Raw genomic sequence first — 17,541 nt, forward strand, 5'->3', positions numbered from 1 at the left:
CGGAACGCTACGGCCTTCGGGCCGCCCATCTGACGAGCAAGGACATCCCCGACTGATGGCAGTGACCCAGCAGGAGATCGAGAACCGGCTGTGGGACGCCGCCGACGAGCTGCGCGTGGCGATGCCCGAAGCGCAGTACTCCTCGGTCATCTTCCCGCTAATGTTTTGGAAGTACCTGTCGGACACCTGGGAGCATCACCACCAGGAGTTCCTGGACGAGAACGACTTGGACAGCCTCTCCGCGGAGGAAGCCCGCGAAATCGAGTACCGCGACTACCAATTTTTCGAAATCCCGTTCATCTACCCTGGCACCGTCGCCGAGCGTCGCGCCTCCTGGTCGTCCATCCTCGCGACCATCACCCAGCCCGGCCTCGGCCAGCGGGTCCGCGCCTCCTTGCAGGCCATCGAGACGGCCAACCCGGACAAGTACTCCCGCCTGTTCGGATCTATGACCTGGACCTCCGAAGAGGTGCTGTCGGGGGAGGTGTTGGCAGCGGTCATGCAGGCGATGGACCGCACCCCGAAGATGCACGAGGGCAACATGTCCCACGACGTGCTCGGTGGGGCGTACGAGTACCTGCTGAAGCGGTTTTCCGACGGATCCGGAACCCGCGCCGGCCAGTTCTTCACCCCGCGCGAGGTCGTCGAACTGCTCGTCGAGCTCTTGGACCCCCAGAACTTCGAGTCGGTGTACGACCCGACCTGCGGGTCCGGTGGCATGCTCATCGCCGCCGCGAACCTTCTGAAGGCCCACGGCGGCCGCGGCTACACCCTCAGCCTGTACGGGCAGGAGGCCGTATCGGACACCGCTGGTGTGGCCCGCATGAACCTTTTCATGCACAACCTCACCCAGTTCCAGGTCGAGGTCGGCGACACCCTGAAGGACCCGCGCTTTAAGAAGCCGGACGGATCCGTCGCGCAGTTCGACGTGATCCTCGCCAACCCGCCCTATAGCTTGAAGTGGAAGCCCTGGACCAACGACCCCCGCGCCCTCGGCGGAGTCGCCCCGCAGTCGTCGGCGGACTGGGCGTTCGTACAGCACATGATCGCGTCGATGGACCCGAAGAAGGGCCGCGCTGGCGTCGTCCTGCCCCATGGCGTCCTCTTCCGCGGCGGCCAGGAGGGTTCAATCCGACAGCGCGTCCTGGACGACGACCTCCTGGAAGCCGTGATCGGACTGCCCGCAAACCTCTTCTACAACACGACGATCCCGACCTGCATCCTCGTGTTCCGCGCCCCCGGCGCCAAGGCCGACGAGCGCAAGAACGGGGTGCTGTTCATCGACGCTTCCAAGCGGTTCACCAAGGCCAAGAACCGCAACGTCCTCACCGACACCGACATCGCCGACGTCGTGACCGCCTACCACTTGAGTTTCGACGACGGCACCCCGGTGGACCCCGACGGAGAGGGCGGCCTGGCAGCACGTTTCGTCCCCACCACGGAGATCGTGGCGAACGGGTACGACCTCAACATCGGCAGGTACATCAAGCAGGCCGCCGCCGAGAGCGAAGACCTCGGTACCCTCATCGACGCTTATAACCTCGCCCGCGCCGAACGTCAGAAGACCGAGGCCCGCATGCTCGCCGTGCTCGCCGACGCCGGGATCGAGGGCTTCGATGAGTGACCCGACGAGCAACAACCATGCCGCCCGAGTGCAGGAGGGGTGGGTTCGGGCACCTCTGGCACGGTTCCTCACGCCGAATGTGGAAACCGTGGACGTAGACCCGGAACAGACGTACCCAACCGTGGGGGTGCTGAACAGGGGGCGAGGGCTGCTCTACCGCGATCCCGTCGCCGGAAGCGGAACCTCCTACAAGAAGCTCAACCGGATCGGCCCCGGTGTGCTCGTCTACAGCCGGCTCAAGGCGTTCGAGGGCGCGATCACCGTCACACCCGACGACCTGCCGGAATCGTTCGCATCACAGGAGTTCCCCACCTTCGCCTTTGCGCCCGACGCGGACCCCGACTTCTTTCGCATTCTCACCACGACGCAGCGCATGTGGGATGCCCTTCAGGCGGCCTCCAAGGGGATGGGGGGCCGGCGTGAGCGGGTGAAGCCCGCCGACTTCCTCAACATCGTCATGGACATTCCGCCACTGCCTGTACAGGAGCGCATCGTCGAGGTCATCGGAGCGGTCGACGACCAGATCACCGCGCTCGAGGCTGAAATAGAGGCCGTCGTCAAAGTCCGTACGGGCCTGGTTGGAAGGGCTGCCGATACCGGGCAGGTGCCCCTCGGAAGCCTGGGGGTTGTGTCACAGGGGAAGGGGCTTCCGAAGGAGTCCCAGGGCAAGCGAACGGGCGAGGTTTCTTGGTACAAGATTGCGGACATGACCAGCCCGGAGAACGCGTTTGGCTACACCCTTGCCGATACGCGGCTTACGCCCTCGGAGGTCGCTGAGCTTGGCGGTGTGCTGGTCGAGGCCGGCGCGGTGACATTCCCGAGAGTAGGGGCGGCAGTCCTCACCGAGAAGAAGAGGATCGTGGACACCCCCGGGGCGCTGGATGAGAACCACCTCGTGATCACGCCCGGAGAAGGGACGAACTCGGAGTACCTGCTGGCGGTCATGGAAAGCTTCGCACTCTCGAGCCTGGTCCGAACGGGCGCCGTCCCCTCGTTGAACATGGGCCTGATCCGTTCGACGAAGGTGCCTTGGAGCTGGACGGAAAACGAGTCTCTCGGGACTGCGCTAGGCGCGCTCCGAGCCGAAGCTCGTGCGCTGGCGGCTGAGGCTGCCAGCCTTCGTGCCACCCGGGCAGTCCTGCTGTCGAGCCTGCTGGATCGGAGCATCGACATAGAGTCCGCAGAGCAGGGGGTCTGACCGTGGCGAAGGGTATTCGGGAGCGTGAGTTCCAGAACCTGATGATCCAGTGGTCCCTCCCGATGGGCTGGGGCTTCACCGCGGGGCGGGGGTTACCGCGTGAGACGACGCAGACGGTGGTCACCAGCCAGCTGCGGGACGCCATCGTCCGGCTCAATCCAGAGGTGATCGACGGGTTCGATGTGGACGCGGTGGTCGAGAAGATCGTCGCCACGGTCAACGCCGTCGAGGGCGGGCTGGTGCGGGCCAACGAGCAGGTGCTGAACCTGCTGCGCGGGCGCAAGGAGTTCCGGGACGCCGACGGCGTGTGGCACGCCCTAAAGGTCATCGACTTCGAGCACCCAGCCGCCAACACGCTGGTCGTCTCGGACGAGGTGACCATCACCGTGCCCGGCAAGACCTCCCGCCGGTTCGACCTCGTGTACTGGGTCAATGGCCTGCCCCTGGTCGTGGTCGAGGTGAAGTCCCCGACCACGAAGTCCGGGTGGGCGGACGCCGCCCGCGAGATCAACGACGTGTACGCCACCGAGTACCCGTGGTTCTTCACCCCCAACGTCTTCGCCGTTGCCTCCGACGGGCTGAAGCTGCGGTTCGGCGCCGCCGGCGCGCCCACGAACCTGTGGCAGCCGTTTAGGTCCACCGCGGACGACGAGAGCCTGTCCGGGCAGGCCGACGTGCAGCGCTCCGTCGAGCTGCTGCTGAACCCGGCCACGCTTCTGGACATGCTCGCCAATTTCGTCCTCTTCGACACCTCCGGGGGCGGGGTGGACAAGAAGTACCTGCCCCGCTACCCGCAGATGGAGGCCGCGCACCTGATCCACCAGCGGGTGCTGGAGGGCGGGTCGAAGGGGCTGATTTGGCACCATCAGGGGTCGGGGAAGACGCTGCTGATGGTTTTCGCCGCCTCGCTGCTGCTGGCCGACACCCGCACCGAGTCGCCCACGATCATCCTGCTCTCGGATCGCACCCAGCTCGTGAGGCAGACCTCCGGGGTGTTCACCTCCGCGATGGGGGACGCCTACTTCCACCAGCCCGCCACCAGCGCCGAGCTGCGCTCCCTGCTGGCCGACGACGTGCGCGGCGTCATCTCCACGACCGTCCACAAGTTCGCCGACGCCGGCAAGGATCTGTCGATGCGGAGCAACATCATCGTGCTGGTCGACGAGGCACACCGCACCCAGTCCGCCAGGGAGAAGTCCCTGGCCGGGCAGATGCGCGCAGCGTTGCCGCACGCGAGATTCTTCGGCATGACCGGCACCCCCGTCCGCAACCTCGCCACCGACACCTTCGCCCTCTTCGGCGAGGAGAGCGACCCGGGCAGGGTGCTGCACCGGTACTCGGTGTCCCGGTCCCTGCTGGACGAGGCGACCGTCCCGGTCATGCTGGACCCGCACCCGGTCGCCTTCGAGATAGACGACCAGGCGTTGCAGGCTGAATTCGACCAATTCGCCGACGACTTCGACCTCGACGACCCCGACCGCGAGGTCCTGTCCCGCAAGTTCGGGCGGCTCACCTCGGTGTTCGCCAACCCCGACCGCATCCACGCGGTCTGCCAGCACATCGTGAACCACTACCTGGCCGGTGCCTACCGCAACGGCCTCAAGGCACAGGTCGTCGCCTACAACCGTGAGCTGGCCGTGGCGTACACGGACAAGATCAACGAGCTGCTGGCCGGCTTCGAGGCCTCCCAGGCGCTCGCCGAGGTCGGCAAGCACGACCGGATCACCGCCGAGGTGAACATCTCCGTCTCGGACTCCAAGGACGAAGACCCCGCCATGCGGCCGTTCCGGCTCTCGGAAGTCCAGGAGGAGGAGCAGAAGCGGCGGTTCCTCACCCCGGACGACCCGCTGTGCTTCCTGGTGGTGACGGCGAAGCTGATGACCGGGTTCGACGCTCCTAACGAGGGCGTCCTCTACCTGGACAAGCCGCTGAAGGCCCACACGTTGTTTCAGACGATCACCCGCCCGAACCGCACCTGGATCTCCCCGACCGGGTTTGTGAAGACGCAGGGCGTAGTCGTGGACTACATCGGCTTGGCCGAAGAGGTCCAGCGGGCCGTCACCGACCCCACCGCGGAGAAGGCCGGCGGCAAGGGGGGCGGGTTCGTCACCGACGTGTACGAGCTAGTCGCCGAGTTCCGCACCGTCTTTGCCCGCATCGAAGACCTCCTCGTGGACGTGGACGGCCTGGACCTCACGGTCCACGGCTACGAGTCCGTGCGCGCCATCAACACCTTTTTGGACGCCCACCCCGGCGCCGCCGAGGTGTTCGCCAGGGACTACCGGCTCCTCGCCCGCCTGTATCCGCTCATCAGCACCGACAAGCGGGTCACTAAGTTCCGCGACGGCTTCGCTCTGTTCGGGGCCGTGTACACGACCCTGTTCAAGAAGTCCTCCGACGAGGAGCGCAAGGAACGGCTCAACGAGTTGGGGCCGATGGTCCTGGAGATCATCAACGCTCACGTCCATTCCTTCTCCGTGGTCGCCTCCCAGGAGGAAGCCCTTGTCCTGGACGCCCAGGGCATATCCATCCTCAAGGAGCTACTGGCCCTGGTACGCCCCAAGCCAGGCAAGGACGACGACCAGGACAAGACGCCGCCGTCCGCGGCGGAGATCCTGGACCACATCAAGGCCGCCCTGGACAAAGACGTCGAACCGGGGTCCGCGAAGTACACCGCCCTCGCCGAGCGAATAAAGCAGCTGCGGGACCGAATCATCCAGAACACCCAGGACGCCCTGAAGTTCCTGTCCGAAGCGCTCCGGGTCGCCCGCGCCATCGTGGACGCCGGGAAACACCCCGACGAAGCCGTCGTCGTGCTGGACGACGACCACGTGGGCGTCCTGTCACGGATCATCCACGACCACGCACCGGCCGGCCTCACTATCACGGAGAAGAACCTGGCCGAGGAGATCGACCAGGTGGTCACCCGCACCCTCGCAGGCTCCTGGGACAACGCGGACGCCCGTAACCGAGGCGTCCGCCGTGCCACCGCCGAGGTTTTCCGCCGGTACACCCTGAAGCCGGTAGGGGAGCCCTACGACTCCACCGTCGCCTACATCGAAGCCCACTACCTCGTCGACTGACAAATGCACAAAACCCGGCAACCTGTCGAGGTTGCCGGGCTACCTCACCTATGAGATCGGGTTCGCCCCCTCTGGTCGAGCAGTTCACTGTCCCGTTCCGGGAAACCTCGGTCAGGGGTACACACCAGCCTCACCCTGCCATACACTGGGGGCGTCCCCGTCATGCCCAGAAGCACATGAGCATAAGGTGACGCGGGAAGATCAAGAGGAGAGACAGAGAGAGCTTGAACCGGAAAAAAATGAGGGCACTCCCTCCTTTTATTAGGGACTAACCTAAGCCCAGGTTGCCCAAAAACCGGATCAAACTCCCCCCCTCATAAAAGATCTGAAGTAACTTTCGAGGGTAGTGGCCTCACCGGCCAGTCCCTCAAAACCAGCTCCACCGCAAAGTACCGGACCGCCCTGATTGGCGAATCCGGCGCTTGGCGTGCCCTCATCGCAAGGTGGGGCCGCGCCGTCTCCTGTCAGCTTGCTGCCGGCCTCGGCCTGGCGTATCAGGCACGAGGCGGCGCGGCCGCTCCTGCGTGCCAGAAGGGCGCTGCCGCGTGAACACCTCTCTTCTCAGCCCGCTTTCGGGCCTTCTGACCGGTGTCCCTGCGGCACTCGCCGGCGCCCTCGGAGGCGCGCCTTGGTGGCTCATCATGGCTCTCTTCGCCGCAACGGCGCTCGGCCTTCCCCTCACCGGCATGCTGCTCGAACATTCCAGGCAACGAAAAGGGAGCACGATTGACGAAGTATTCACAATGAGCCTGAAAGAGATAAGTGACCCCCAGCAGAGAATTCAGGCAATCATCAGCTACAAGCAGCTGAGCAGTCCGACAGTCACTGCACCAGCTCAACCACCACCAGATCCGCCACCAGGAGCACAGCCACCACCTGCAGAAGCACCTACAGGACCGTAACCACCGACTCGGCCTGGGTCTTCTGAAAACAGGGCCGGCGTGGGAAGGGCCCGCGGCCGGAGCGGCTGCGGGCCCTTCAGCGGTGCAGGTAGTCAGGAGCGGTGGTGTTTGCTCAGCACGACCTCCAGTCACCTGCCAGGCAGATTGACCACGGCGTCAAGGTCCTCGAGGGTCACCTCATGCTGTTCGGTGGCGGCGAGCAGGGCAGTGAGCAATTGCTCCGCGGCCGCTCGCTGTTCGCCGGTGACAGGATCGCCATACCGGTGCACGGCCACGACCCGCTCGGCGAGGGTGCGACCCTCGTGGTCGGTGTACGTGGTGGCGTCCATGGCGGTCCTCCGGTGTGGTGGGCAGGGCAAGATCACAGGCCAGAGACGGAGTTACGCTCCCAGCGGTCACCCTCCTCCATGTAACCGGGCCTGCTGGTCTGGTGGCGGCGGTCAGGTGAGGCCGGCGGTGGCGTTGTCCTCCCACCCGTCGACCCGTTGAAAGTAGCCGTTCATTGAGCGGGAGTGCCGGGCCCATCCGCCCTGGTCGGCGATGGTCACGGCGTCCTTTCCCTTCTTGCGGGCGGTGGTGGCCAGGCCGATGCGGAGGGAGTGGCCGGTCCATGCGAGCGGGACGCCGGCGCGGACGCTGATGCGCTTGACGGCCCGGGTGACGGAGTCGGGGACCATGCCGCCGGTGACGTTGCCGTGCCGGTCGATGCCGACGAACGCGGGCGCGTCTGGCTCCGACCAGAGCGGCGCAGCCTCGGCAGCGAGGCGGGCCCGGTACGCCTTCCACGCCTCCACGGGGCAGATCTCCGGGTCGTCCTGATAGTTGATTTTTGCGTCCCGGACGGAGTGCTTGGTCTTGCCGGTGAGCACCGACACGACCAGGCCGCGCGGGGTAAGGGCGACGTCCCCGGCGAGGAGGCCGGCCGGGTCCTGGGCGCGCGAGGCGTAGTGGAAGCCAGTCAGGATGAGTGCCTTGTCCCGGGTACCGGCGAGGGTGTCGGGACAAGCCCGCACCACCCGGTACAGGTCAGGCACCTCGGCGGCGGCCGCCTGGCCCCGGCCGCGCCGCTCGCCCTCCTGCAGCAGCCGCACGGCCAGGCCGTCCAGTGCCTTGCGGGCGGCCGCTTGGTCGTCACGGGTGACGGCGCAGCCGCGCTCCCGCAGGCCGACGACGACCCCGGCGAGGATCGTGCTGGCTGACGACGGGGCGTAGCCCTTGCCGTTCTGCTGGCCCTGGCGGAGCATCCACGTCACGAACGCCACCAAGGAGCCGCGGGTGCCCTCGGTAAGTGGGAATTCCTGGGTAGTAGTGAACCGCTCCCAAACCCGCCACGACTTCGCGTAGGTGTCTCGGGTGTTCTCCGGGGTGATCTCCTTCGCGACGGCGTCCGCCAGATCCTCCGCCTCCGCCAGGCGGCGGGCCGCGTCGATGCCGTGGCGCTGCGCCCACCGGGTCACCAGTGCGGCGCGCGGGTCGCCGGCCTCCAGCTCGGCCGCCGTCGTCATCGCCATACCGCCCGCGACAGATCCGCCGACTGCCCCCAGCCCCGGAGGCGGTACGCGGCCGGGTGCTCCTCGCCCAGCTCCGCCTCGGCGCGGCAGCGCGGTTCGGTGCACAGCACGTTCAGGTCGAACCAGAGCGTGCGGCCGGCCTCCGCCGTGATGACCAGTTCGGGGGAGGTGGAGCGGACGGTGTCGCAGGCGTACGGCTGCACGGCGCTGAAGGCGAAGTTGTGCCGGACGGTGTCGGTCAGCTCGGCGCGCTCCTGATCGGTGACGACGGGTCCGCCCGAGCCGATCGTCTCGGTGTGGACGACGGCGGCGCGGCCGTCGGGAAGGGTCACGGCGGCATCCAGCAACGGGCTCTCCTCGGGGTCGTTCTGGCCAGTGGTCACCGGCTGTTCCTCGCGTCGGCTCTGGCGTCGGATAAGGAGAGGTTATCCGACGCGATCACTGTTGTCCGCGATTCGCGGACGCCTGTCGGGCAGGTTGGCCGATTTTCGCTGCACGAAGAGGGTTGGCGCGCATGTATAAGGGAGACAGGTTCAGTGATGCACAACGCGTGCAGCACTCGAAGGGAAACGAGGAATCAGCCTTGAGTCACGTCGTTCCGCTCGCCAACGGCCTGCGCACCGATCACCCGGTGCCGGGCCTGCCCTTCGTCGACGACTCCCACCTCCCGCTCGACGACGGCGCGGAGGCCATCGAGGCCGTCGGCCGCAACAAGGGCCCGGGCATGTGGGGCCGCTTCGACAAGAACCGCGCCGACGGCGGCTGGCGCGCGTTCACCACCGACCCGATCAACCACACGCTCGGCTGGGCGGTGCGCCACCACCCCGAGCACGGCCGGACCGTGCTGCTGCTGCGCGACGGCGACACCTCCTCCCTGCACATGGACTGGGACGGCGAGCAGCTGCTGTTCCGCGCCGGCGGTTACTGGTGGAACGGCGAGACCTGGTACCGGCCCGGGCAGGTCTGGAACCCGGTCGAGGAGGACTACGAGAAGCGCAAGGCCCGCATGGCCGTCACCGTCACCGCCGCCGATATGCTCGACGGCCGCGCCGACCCGGCCAGGGCGTACGTCGGCAAGGTGGCCACCTTCGACCCGGACGCCGCCCGGCCGGACAACTGGCTCGACCACCTGGCGCTGTGGGCCGCCCGCCACCAGGAGCAGGACGGCGCCCTGCCGCTGGATCGGTGCGTGGTCGACGTCTCCAGCCCCGAGCTGACCGGCGCGCAGCTGATCGGCGCCCCGGAGCTGGCGGAGCTCGGCGGCATCACCGCCTCGACGCTGCGCGCCTACATCTCGCGCGGCAACTCCGAGGTGCCGCTGCCCCAGGCCGTCGTCGGCGGCCGCGACCAGTGGGCCCGGGCCGTGGCGGACGACTGGGTCGAGTCCCGCCAGCGCTCCTACCAGGGCGTCAAGACCGCCATGTCGGGCGGCGACCCCGACAGCCTCTCGCCCGGGGCGGTCGAGGTCCGCGACCGGTTCGCCGTCGACTTCCAGCACACGCTGTACGACCGGCCCGACGTGCGCAAGCGGTGGGTGCTGCGCCACCGCAACAAGGACTCCGTCGCCGAGGTCGCCGGCACGTTGGCCTGGTCGGTGGCCGCCAGCCTCGACGAGATCGTCCCCACCGAGCACCTGGGCCGGACCGTGCGGGCCGCCGTGCTGTTCGACTTCGCCGAGTCCGTCGGGATGTTCAAGGACGACGAGGACGGCGAGGGCCTCGAGGCGTGGTGGCACCTCAACCTGACGCCGTCGGTGGCCAAGACGCTGGACTGGTACATCCGGTGCTTCCCCGCCGAGGCGTACACCACCATCGGGGAAATCCAGCGCCAGGCCCACAACACCTGGAAGGCGCCGGCGGCCGACACCCTGAGCGCGCTGCGCTCGGCGCTCTCGCTCGACGGTGAGCTGACCGACGAGCAGCGTGCGACGTACTTCGCCCTGCTCGAACCGCACGAGGACACCGACTGACCCGTCCGCGCCGCCGGACGACGGGGCCGGAGCCAATGCCAGTGGCTCCGGCCCCGTCGCGTGGACTGTAGCCGCGACGGCCATGGGACGCGTGGGTACTGCCCGCCGGCCGGGCACCGGGGCGATTCCCCGCCCGCCTGGCGGGAGCCGGGCGCATTCGCCTCCGGAGTCCCGCCCCGGTTGCCCGCGCCCGGGCGAGGCTTCCTCCAATCACCCCCTGTCGCGTGGCCCCATGTCGCTTCTCGCAGAAGTAGTGCCCCGAGATCTGGGGCACTACTTCTGCGTTGTCCTACGGTTGAGGTTGGCGCCCGGTGGGCGGGCGCCAACCTCAACCGATCTGCACAGACACGCCGCTTGCCGCCGCAGTGATCACCACCACGCCGATGACTACCGCTACGAGAATGGCGATCAGGCGTCCCGTCCGATCCTCTTCCTTGATGGCGAACCTGACGGTCTGCCACCACTCCTTGCCCCCGAGCATCTCCTCACCTCCTGTCCAGCTCGTTGGAAGAGCACCAGGATGGGAGCCAGATTCAGCTCGAAGACCGTGGCGCTACGCTAGGCCCCGCAGGACGGGGTAGATGCAACGCCGTGCAACACAGGGGGATCCTTGTCTGGCTCAAGAAGCAGAAACATTCCGATCCCTGAGGACCTGCCTCCTGGCGGGAAACGGGACTGGCTTGAGTGGCTGCAGAAGCTGCGTCGCCAGGCCGGATTGCCAAGCCTGGATAAATTGGCACAAATGGTCGAAACCGACAAGGCGACGATCAGTCGAATCCTCAAAGGGCAGGTCATCCAGAGCAACACCGCACAGACGCTGGCGTACAAGTTAGCCGAGCTGAGCACGCTGCCCATTGAGCGGGACTGGGACGCATTCGACGCCGAGATGGTTCGGCTGCACGAGGCGGCTATCCACACTCCCTTTCGTATCCAGAGTGATCAGCCCGACGGCAGGCAGGTGCAGCAGCCCATCTCCAGCGGCGCCGACACCATGCTCCGCCATGCCGACATGCAGATGGAGGCCGGCAACCTAAAGGCCGCCGAAGCTACTTATCAGCAAGCCGCAGACGGCGGCAGCATCGACGCCCTGCTGAAGCTCATCCGGTTGAGAAAGGAGCTGAAGGCCGCCGGAGCCACCGACCATGACATCAGAGCTGTTCGAACCATCGAATCCTTGCTCAAACTCGCCGCTACGCAGGAGGGGGCGGGAAACGTCACGGGCGCCGAGGGGCTCTACCGGCAGGCAGCAGCCGCTGGTAGTACCGACGCTCTGCTCAGGGTTGCCCGAATGAGGAAGGCTGCAGGAGAGGTAAAAGCCGCCTGGTCCTTGTACCAGCAGGCGGCAGCTGACGGCAGCGCCGACGCTTTGCTCAACTTGGCCTGGATGTCGAGAGAAGTCGGAGAATCGGAAAGGGCCAAAGTCTATTACCAGCAGGCCATGGGGCTGGGCAGTATGGAAGCCCTACTCAGTCTGGCCAAAATGCTGGAAGAGACCGGAGAGCTGGACGGAGCCGAAGCTCTCTACCAGCGGGCTGCTGAACATGGCAACGTAACTGGCGAGTACAACCTGCACAGGTTGCGTCGGCGTGCCTCTGCCAATTAACGGCGCTCTGGAACACATCGAGACAGTCTCCCGTAATCACCGCGACCTGCGGATACGCCTCGGCCAGCGACAAACCTAACGAACGCGCCATAACACCCCTCCTCCAAGCGGGTTTGCCCCCGACTTGTTCCGCAGCCGCTCCTGGTCCTCCTCCAGCAGCGTCCAGACCTCGATCAGGTCCTCCGGCTCCCATTCGTGCCGCACCCCGAGCTCCTTCCGGTCGTCATGACCGGACCAACCTCGCCGAGCATGGCCCCCGATGAGCCCAGAAGATCGAAAACGCTGACAAGCACACCCCAGATCCGCTACAGAGAGCTACTTGTCACTTCGCCGTTGCTTCGGGAGAACAGGGCCTGGCCAGTCGCAGCAGCTTCTCGTCCTCCTCGGTGCGCTGCCATCCGTCGCCGCGGGCCTCGCCCGTTCCCCGCGTGCGCCGCCGACGCTCCGCCCGCTCCCGGTAGACCCCCACCGCTCTCGTCTCCACTACCTTCCCTCTCCCTGTAGTTGGCGCGCGACCTGCTACGCCGCTGCGTGGCGGAAGGGAGCGTGACCTGCGAAGCGGACACCGGCCGGGACAGGAGTCGTCCACCGCCGGACGGAGGACCTGATGGAGGACGAGGCGGTGCACTGCGCGACGATGCCGGGGCCCGGCTCGTTGACCAGTACGGACGACGGCCACCCACGGCTGGCGCGACGAGACGAGGTGAAGACCATGGCCGAGGCAGTCGCCCCGGAGGTACGGGCGGCACAGCGGCGCGTGATCAGTACGGTGCGGGTCTCCGGGGTGCTCAACGGCGACGGGCTCGCGCTGTGGCGGGAGGACGGATGCGGCGAGTGGAAGGCCACCGCTGCCGACCTCAGCCGAGACCTGGAGCTGTTGGAGGTGCCGCACACGATCGTGACGGCCTTCCGCTTCCCTCTCGCCAGCTCCCACAGCAAGGCGATGCGGCGCGGCGAAGAGGTCCGGGTCGTCCGCAACGATCTGACGCACCTGATCCGGTGGATGCCCTCGCTGAAGGAGACCGTCGGCGACATTCCCGACGACAGCCCTGGCTGGGCCTTCCGCCTGTTCCAGCCCCGCGCCGAGGGCATGGCCATCCTCAACATGGCACTGTCGGCGGACTGGCCCGCCTGGTCGAAGAAGCAAGCCCGCGCCGCAAGGCTCGTCTGCGCAGAGTGCGACTACGACCTGCGCGACTTCAAGGACGAGACCCGGCTTCCCTACGACATCCGACTCCCGGAGCAGCCCAACCGGCGGCGGCTGGTGTGCGGACAGTGCTGCGGTGACGGTGTCCCGGAGATGGAGCGCCTGGCGCTGCTGGCCGGGGAGGCGCCGTGACCGCACGACAGGCCCTGCCTCCCGGTACGGACACCGTGCTGATCGCCGAAGTCGTCGGCCTGCTCAACTCAGCCGAGCACTACCTAACGGCCGGTGCCGATGCCCGCCTGCACTACCTGGACAAGCGAGCCGCGCTGCTGCACCGGCTCGTCGATGCCACCGGCCTCGAGTCCTCTCGCTACCTCGCGCAGGATGCCGAGGACCGGGCGGCCGACGCCCGGGCGGGGGCTGAGGCACTAGCCCGTGAGTGCGGCGACCCGCCGCCCAGGCCCCGCCAGGTCTGAACAGCCATTGCCCCCGTTGGGTCTAACAGGGGCAATGGCAGTAGAGCTGGGGGTTTCACTCGCCAGCGCGACGGCGCAGGTCTGCGGCCCACCGCTGGAGTTGACCGGTGAGGGTGAGGTTGTCGCCTCGCTCCACGGTCTGCAGCAGCATGGCGCACACGGTCGCCTCGGCGGCGAGGCCGTCCGGGCTGCCCAGAGCGGGGAAGGCCGCCCGGACTCGGGCGGCGGTGGCCGGCTGCAGCAGGCTGTAGGCGTAGAGCAGGGCGCCGTCGAAGCCCGCCGGAGCGCCGCCCCACCCCTCCCAGTCCAAGATCCGCAGGGGGTTGGTGAGGTTGGCCCAGTGCAGGTCCGCGTGGGCAGTGTGCCAGCAGGGCGCGGCGGGGATCGGGATGCCCAGGTACTGGGGGATGGCCCGGTCCATGTACTGCGGGCGGACGGCGACGCGGTCGGTCGGCGCGGCCGCCACCTTCTCCAGCGCCCGCGTCAGGTCCGTCCACCATGCCTCGGGAAGGTCCAGCGGGCGCTGCAGGATCGGGTCGTCGGAGAGGACCGGTTCGCTGACCCGGGCCGACAACTCCGCGCGGTAGGCGGTGCCGTCCTCTATCTCGTCGTGCACGCCGAGCAGTGCGGGGCGGCGTCCGTCGAGGTCCCCCAGTGCCATGTGTGCGGTGACCGCGCCGTCCCACAGCTTGCCGGACGCCTTGTCCTGCGGGGCGGACACGAGCCGGAGCCACGCCGGTTCGCCGGCGGCGGTGCGGGCCGGGGCACCCAGGGTGCGCCCGGCCCAGCCCCAGAACTCGCCGCCCGGCTCCACCTCGGCGGCCAGGGCCCTGGCCGCGCGCCTGTGGTGGGCGCGCATGCGCCGTTCGGTGTCGGGGTCAGGGGGAGGCGAGTACATCCGTGACCTTCCGCAGGCGGGCGGTGTCCAGGGCAGGTTGGGCGACCGCGTCGGCGGCCGCCTGCCAGTGTGGCGCACTGGAGGCGGCGAGGAGGACCTGCGTCACCCCTGGGCATGACGCGGCCGCCAGGATGCACGCCTGCGCGGGGGTGAGGCCGGGGCGGATCAAGTCGGCGAGCTCCTGGTCGACCATCGCCAGCAGCTCACCGCCGTGCAGCGGCGCCGACGCCATCACCCGCAGCCCGGCGTCGGCGGCCGCCCGGACGGGGCCCTTGCCGTCGAGGGCCTGCTCGATGGGCGTCATCATCACCAGGCTGACCGGCAACTGCACGGCGGCCAGGTGGTGCTCGGCTCCGCCCGCCGCCTCGGTGGCCAGCGCCCGCAACAGCGGCACGGTGAACGCCCCGTCGAAACCGTCCCAGGTGGCCACCCCGTACCCGGCCACGTGCCCGGCCGCCGCCGCTTCCTCCAGCACGGCGAACGCCTCCCGGATGGCCCGGTACAGCCCGGCTCGGTCACCGTTGTGGGCCCGCTCGGGGTTGTGCAGCAGCACCAGGTCCAGCCGCTCCCGTCCCAGTTCGGCGCGGTTGCGGTTCACCTGCCAGCGCACGTAGGCGGGTGCGAGGCTGTGCCCGGACCGGGCCTGGTCGGCGGTGAGGACACCGGCGTCCAGCAGTGGCGCCGGACGTGGGAGCCGACCGTGCGGAACGCCTCGGGCGTCCTGGAAGCGCCGGGGGTGTTGTGGGTCGCGGTCAAGGGGTGGCTGGACGCCCTCCTGGTCGACCGGCACGGCGGCCACGCACCCGGCGCCCGGGTCCGCCTCGGCGACGGCCGCACCGCCCTGGTGTACGCCGTGGAGTGGTGCGAGGACGGCCCGCCCGTCGCCTACCGGGTGCGGGAGCTGGAGCGCGGCAGCGCGGGCCGCCTGGTGCCGTCCCTGACGAGTGACGTCCTGGTCCCGGCCGCCGACTGCCAGGAGTACGCCCCGGCAGCCGAGGACTGACCCGTTCGGTCGGGGCCACGTTCACCCGTCGACGGGGCCCCGACCGGACGTGACCGCCCCCGTCTCCTGGACCTCCGCGAGGACGATGCCGCTCGCCCGGTCATGGTGGACGGGGCGGTACAGCGCCCAATCCCCTCCCTCGGGCCTGAGCCAGCCGCCGGGCCAGGCCGTCCAGGACGTCCACAGGACGCGTCCGGCGAGGGGGCCGCCCGCGAATCGCACGATCATGGTGCACTCCGTTCCGAGGCCGGTACGCCCTGCCTCTACCTCTTGAGGCGGGCTCGGGGCCAGGAGCACAGGGCCCCGTACGCTGCTACGACCACAAGGAGGGACTGAAGCATGCCTCGCCTCATCTACACGGTGAACAAAGCGCTCACGGACGCGCAGATCACCGCCCTGTACGACCTCTCCGAGAAGAGCAAGGTCGTGATCGGCCTATGGCAGAACACGCCTTCCCCTACCCGTGACTCCTTCACCTGGTACATCAGTGGCGGACTCTTTCGGGTCCTGCGGTTCCGGAAAATCCTGAAGGCGCTGGGCTGATCGAGCCTGTCAGGTCGTCGTGTACGAGCAGGCCAACGCCCCTCCCGCCCCCCGGCGTTCGGATCTTGCTCACGGAGCGCTACATGTCCGTCTGCCGTAGCAATACGAGCGCACCCCCTACCCCGATGCTGCTGGCCCGCTCCCGCCACGCATCCGTCCGCTCCCTGGAGTGGTACGCCCGTCCCGGCGTCGACTCGGTCGCCCGGCACGTCGCCGAACGCGACCCCGCTGCACGCCGCCGCACGTAAATCCGAGCAGATCAAGGATCCAAGATCATCTCGTTGCCCCTTTAGCGCGTATCTCGGTCACACCCCAGATCCAACGCCAGGCCCACAAGACGTGGCAGGCACCGGCGGCGGACACCCTGAGCGCACTGCGGTCGGCTCTGTCGCTCGACGGTGAGCTGACCGATGAGCAGCGTGAGACGTACTTCGCGCTGCTCGAACCGCACGAGGACACCGACTGACCCCGTCCTCGCCTCAGCAGGGGGGCCGGAGCCAATGCCAGTGGCTCCGGCCCCCTTCGCGTGCCTGTAGCGGCAGCAGTACGACTGTCCTCGTGGGCGACCATGTACGACACTGCATGAGGCGGCCCCTCGATCACCGCTCCACGGCGCGCGTTCCCGGCTGCGTCTCATGCACAGTCACCACCGGGGCCGGACGCTTGTCATCGACCTCCGGCTCCGACGTCCTGCCGTCCCCACGACCGAAGAGGAAGGCGAGGATGAGGATGGCCGCCAGCGCTGACCCGATGCCGCCGGGGAGGTCACGGTGGGGCTGAGGCTGCATGCCCGCACCGGCGAGGGGGCGGCGGTACACGAGATACCCCACGAGGAGGCCGATCGCCACGATCAAGCCGTTCACGGGGTCGATGTAGAGATGGAAGTTCAACGGGGCCCTTTGATCCATGGGGCCCGATCCGATTGATGCGGAGTCCAGCGGCCCCAACTCGACGAGGAGGAAGCCCTTCGACGCTTCTGTCCCGATTGCCTACCACTTCTTGTGTGGCATCCATCACAGTCGAGGGCCTTTTTTTTGAGCCTCACGACTTGTCGCATCGGGATCGTCGCTGAACCGGCCTGTTGGGCACAAACCCGCATGACACAGCATACGGCCCCGGCAAGGCGCCCTAAGTCCGTTGTCGAATGCCGGTCTTGCTCGTTGAAGCCGACGGCGCACACCGTCTCGGGGAAGGGCCCATGAACCGTGAACGTCAGGTCGATGCGGTGGCGCTCCTGGCCACATACATCGAAGCCCGGCCTCCAGCACGAGGACCTCATCCCGCTGTCGTGGAACGTAACCGCCGATGGCGGGCTCGTCGGCCGCTGCCTGGGCACCACCGACCACAAGCAGCAAACCTTCGTGGCATGTCGTGGAACGTAACCGCCGATGGCGGGCTCGTCGGCCGCTGCCTGGGCACCACCGACCACAAGCAGCAAACCTTCGACGCGTGGGCCGCCCATCTCGGCCTGGAGCGCGAGGACACCGCGGACAGCCAGCGGAGCATCACCCTTCACGGCGAGGACGACCGCCAGTTCGCGGTCATCGTCCTGTCCGGGCGGTAACCGGTCGGGGCGAGGCTCGC

At 68.0% G+C, this 17,541-nt stretch carries 20 protein-coding genes; 11 read left to right on the forward strand and 9 right to left on the reverse strand.

Annotated features, from left to right (window positions below; all coding sequences use genetic code 11):
* The first annotated feature begins 55 nt into the window (after positions 1-55).
* The 3 genes from ACSU6Z_RS29115 to ACSU6Z_RS29125 are packed head-to-tail and all read left to right on the forward strand — an operon-like array spanning position 56 to position 5,905.
* A complete protein-coding gene (locus ACSU6Z_RS29115) occupies positions 56-1,624 on the forward strand; it encodes an N-6 DNA methylase (protein ID WP_437050555.1) in 1,569 nt (522 codons plus the stop codon).
* A complete protein-coding gene (locus ACSU6Z_RS29120) occupies positions 1,617-2,822 on the forward strand; it encodes a restriction endonuclease subunit S (RefSeq protein ID WP_437050557.1) in 1,206 nt (401 codons plus the stop codon). Before ACSU6Z_RS29115 ends, ACSU6Z_RS29120 begins: the two co-directional genes overlap by 8 nt.
* A 2-nt stretch (positions 2,823-2,824) precedes the next feature.
* The gene (locus ACSU6Z_RS29125; RefSeq protein ID WP_437050559.1) at positions 2,825-5,905 is read left to right on the forward strand and encodes a type I restriction endonuclease subunit R; all 3,081 of its coding nucleotides are present in this window, start codon (positions 2,825-2,827) and stop codon (positions 5,903-5,905) included.
* A gap of 1,030 nt (positions 5,906-6,935) precedes the next feature.
* Here the strand turns inward: ACSU6Z_RS29125 and ACSU6Z_RS29130 are convergent.
* The 3 genes from ACSU6Z_RS29130 to ACSU6Z_RS29140 all read right to left on the reverse strand — a co-directional run bounded on the left by ACSU6Z_RS29130 (position 6,936) and on the right by ACSU6Z_RS29140 (position 8,701).
* The gene (locus ACSU6Z_RS29130) at positions 6,936-7,136 is read right to left on the reverse strand and encodes a hypothetical protein (RefSeq protein WP_437050560.1); all 201 of its coding nucleotides are present in this window, start codon (positions 7,134-7,136) and stop codon (positions 6,936-6,938) included.
* Between the two features lie 111 nt (positions 7,137-7,247).
* Positions 7,248-8,318: an integrase gene (locus ACSU6Z_RS29135; RefSeq protein ID WP_437050562.1), complete on the reverse strand. Its 1,071-nt coding sequence runs from the start codon at positions 8,316-8,318 to the stop codon at positions 7,248-7,250.
* A complete protein-coding gene (locus ACSU6Z_RS29140; protein WP_437050563.1) occupies positions 8,309-8,701 on the reverse strand; it encodes a hypothetical protein in 393 nt (130 codons plus the stop codon). The genes ACSU6Z_RS29135 and ACSU6Z_RS29140 overlap by 10 nt, the downstream gene beginning before the upstream one ends.
* A 200-nt stretch (positions 8,702-8,901) precedes the next feature.
* Between ACSU6Z_RS29140 and ACSU6Z_RS29145 the strand changes: the two genes are divergently transcribed.
* Positions 8,902-10,287: a hypothetical protein gene (locus ACSU6Z_RS29145; RefSeq protein ID WP_437050565.1), complete on the forward strand. Its 1,386-nt coding sequence runs from the start codon at positions 8,902-8,904 to the stop codon at positions 10,285-10,287.
* A gap of 328 nt (positions 10,288-10,615) precedes the next feature.
* On the opposite strand, the gene ACSU6Z_RS29150 is transcribed toward ACSU6Z_RS29145, so the two are convergent.
* Positions 10,616-10,768 (reverse strand): hypothetical protein, encoded by a 153-nt coding sequence (locus ACSU6Z_RS29150; RefSeq protein ID WP_437050567.1) that lies wholly within the window; start codon positions 10,766-10,768, stop codon positions 10,616-10,618.
* Between the two features lie 261 nt (positions 10,769-11,029).
* On the opposite strand from ACSU6Z_RS29150, the gene ACSU6Z_RS29155 reads away from it, so the two are divergent.
* Positions 11,030-11,890, forward strand: a complete 861-nt coding sequence (locus ACSU6Z_RS29155) for a hypothetical protein (protein WP_437050568.1) — start codon at positions 11,030-11,032, stop codon at positions 11,888-11,890.
* A gap of 322 nt (positions 11,891-12,212) precedes the next feature.
* Here the strand turns inward: ACSU6Z_RS29155 and ACSU6Z_RS29160 are convergent, their stop codons facing one another.
* On the reverse strand, positions 12,213-12,374 hold the full coding sequence (locus tag ACSU6Z_RS29160) for a hypothetical protein (protein ID WP_437050570.1): 162 nt from the start codon (positions 12,372-12,374) through the stop codon (positions 12,213-12,215).
* 123 nt (positions 12,375-12,497) lie between these two features.
* Here ACSU6Z_RS29160 and ACSU6Z_RS29165 point away from each other — a divergent pair, with 123 nt between their 5' ends.
* Together ACSU6Z_RS29165 and ACSU6Z_RS29170 are read left to right on the forward strand one after the other, a co-directional pair.
* Positions 12,498-13,229, forward strand: a complete 732-nt coding sequence (locus ACSU6Z_RS29165; RefSeq protein WP_437050572.1) for a hypothetical protein — start codon at positions 12,498-12,500, stop codon at positions 13,227-13,229.
* Positions 13,226-13,513 carry a hypothetical protein gene (locus ACSU6Z_RS29170; RefSeq protein WP_432158199.1) on the forward strand — a complete coding sequence of 96 codons (288 nt, stop codon included), beginning with the start codon at positions 13,226-13,228 and terminating at the stop codon, positions 13,511-13,513. The genes ACSU6Z_RS29165 and ACSU6Z_RS29170 overlap by 4 nt, the downstream gene beginning before the upstream one ends.
* 55 nt (positions 13,514-13,568) lie before the next feature.
* Here the strand turns inward: ACSU6Z_RS29170 and ACSU6Z_RS29175 are convergent, their stop codons facing one another.
* Positions 13,569-14,372: a hypothetical protein gene (locus ACSU6Z_RS29175; RefSeq protein ID WP_437050574.1), complete on the reverse strand. Its 804-nt coding sequence runs from the start codon at positions 14,370-14,372 to the stop codon at positions 13,569-13,571.
* A 19-nt stretch (positions 14,373-14,391) separates the two neighbouring features.
* Positions 14,392-15,087 carry an aldo/keto reductase gene (locus tag ACSU6Z_RS29180; protein ID WP_437050618.1) on the reverse strand — a complete coding sequence of 232 codons (696 nt, stop codon included), beginning with the start codon at positions 15,085-15,087 and terminating at the stop codon, positions 14,392-14,394.
* Between ACSU6Z_RS29180 and ACSU6Z_RS29185 the strand changes: the two genes are divergently transcribed.
* The gene (locus ACSU6Z_RS29185) at positions 15,040-15,414 is read left to right on the forward strand and encodes a hypothetical protein (protein WP_437050619.1); all 375 of its coding nucleotides are present in this window, start codon (positions 15,040-15,042) and stop codon (positions 15,412-15,414) included. The two genes, ACSU6Z_RS29180 and ACSU6Z_RS29185, sit on opposite strands and share 48 nt — an antisense overlap.
* A 21-nt stretch (positions 15,415-15,435) precedes the next feature.
* On the opposite strand, the gene ACSU6Z_RS29190 is transcribed toward ACSU6Z_RS29185, so the two are convergent.
* Positions 15,436-15,642: a hypothetical protein gene (locus ACSU6Z_RS29190; RefSeq protein ID WP_437050575.1), complete on the reverse strand. Its 207-nt coding sequence runs from the start codon at positions 15,640-15,642 to the stop codon at positions 15,436-15,438.
* A gap of 111 nt (positions 15,643-15,753) precedes the next feature.
* Here ACSU6Z_RS29190 and ACSU6Z_RS29195 point away from each other — a divergent pair, with 111 nt between their 5' ends.
* Both ACSU6Z_RS29195 and ACSU6Z_RS29200 read left to right on the forward strand, forming a co-directional pair.
* Positions 15,754-15,957, forward strand: a complete 204-nt coding sequence (locus ACSU6Z_RS29195; RefSeq protein ID WP_266453341.1) for a hypothetical protein — start codon at positions 15,754-15,756, stop codon at positions 15,955-15,957.
* Between the two features lie 83 nt (positions 15,958-16,040).
* A complete protein-coding gene (locus ACSU6Z_RS29200) occupies positions 16,041-16,205 on the forward strand; it encodes a PmrA (protein ID WP_437050576.1) in 165 nt (54 codons plus the stop codon).
* Positions 16,206-16,556: 351 nt separating this feature from the next.
* On the opposite strand, the gene ACSU6Z_RS29205 is transcribed toward ACSU6Z_RS29200, so the two are convergent.
* A complete protein-coding gene (locus tag ACSU6Z_RS29205; RefSeq protein WP_437050578.1) occupies positions 16,557-16,847 on the reverse strand; it encodes a hypothetical protein in 291 nt (96 codons plus the stop codon).
* Between the two features lie 476 nt (positions 16,848-17,323).
* Between ACSU6Z_RS29205 and ACSU6Z_RS29210 the strand changes: the two genes are divergently transcribed.
* Positions 17,324-17,521, forward strand: a complete 198-nt coding sequence (locus ACSU6Z_RS29210) for a hypothetical protein (RefSeq protein ID WP_437050579.1) — start codon at positions 17,324-17,326, stop codon at positions 17,519-17,521.
* Positions 17,522-17,541: the final 20 nt, after the last annotated feature.

Origin of the sequence: Streptomyces sp. enrichment culture, from assembly GCF_964273145.1 — a bacterium.
Classification (GTDB): domain Bacteria; phylum Actinomycetota; class Actinomycetes; order Streptomycetales; family Streptomycetaceae; genus Streptomyces.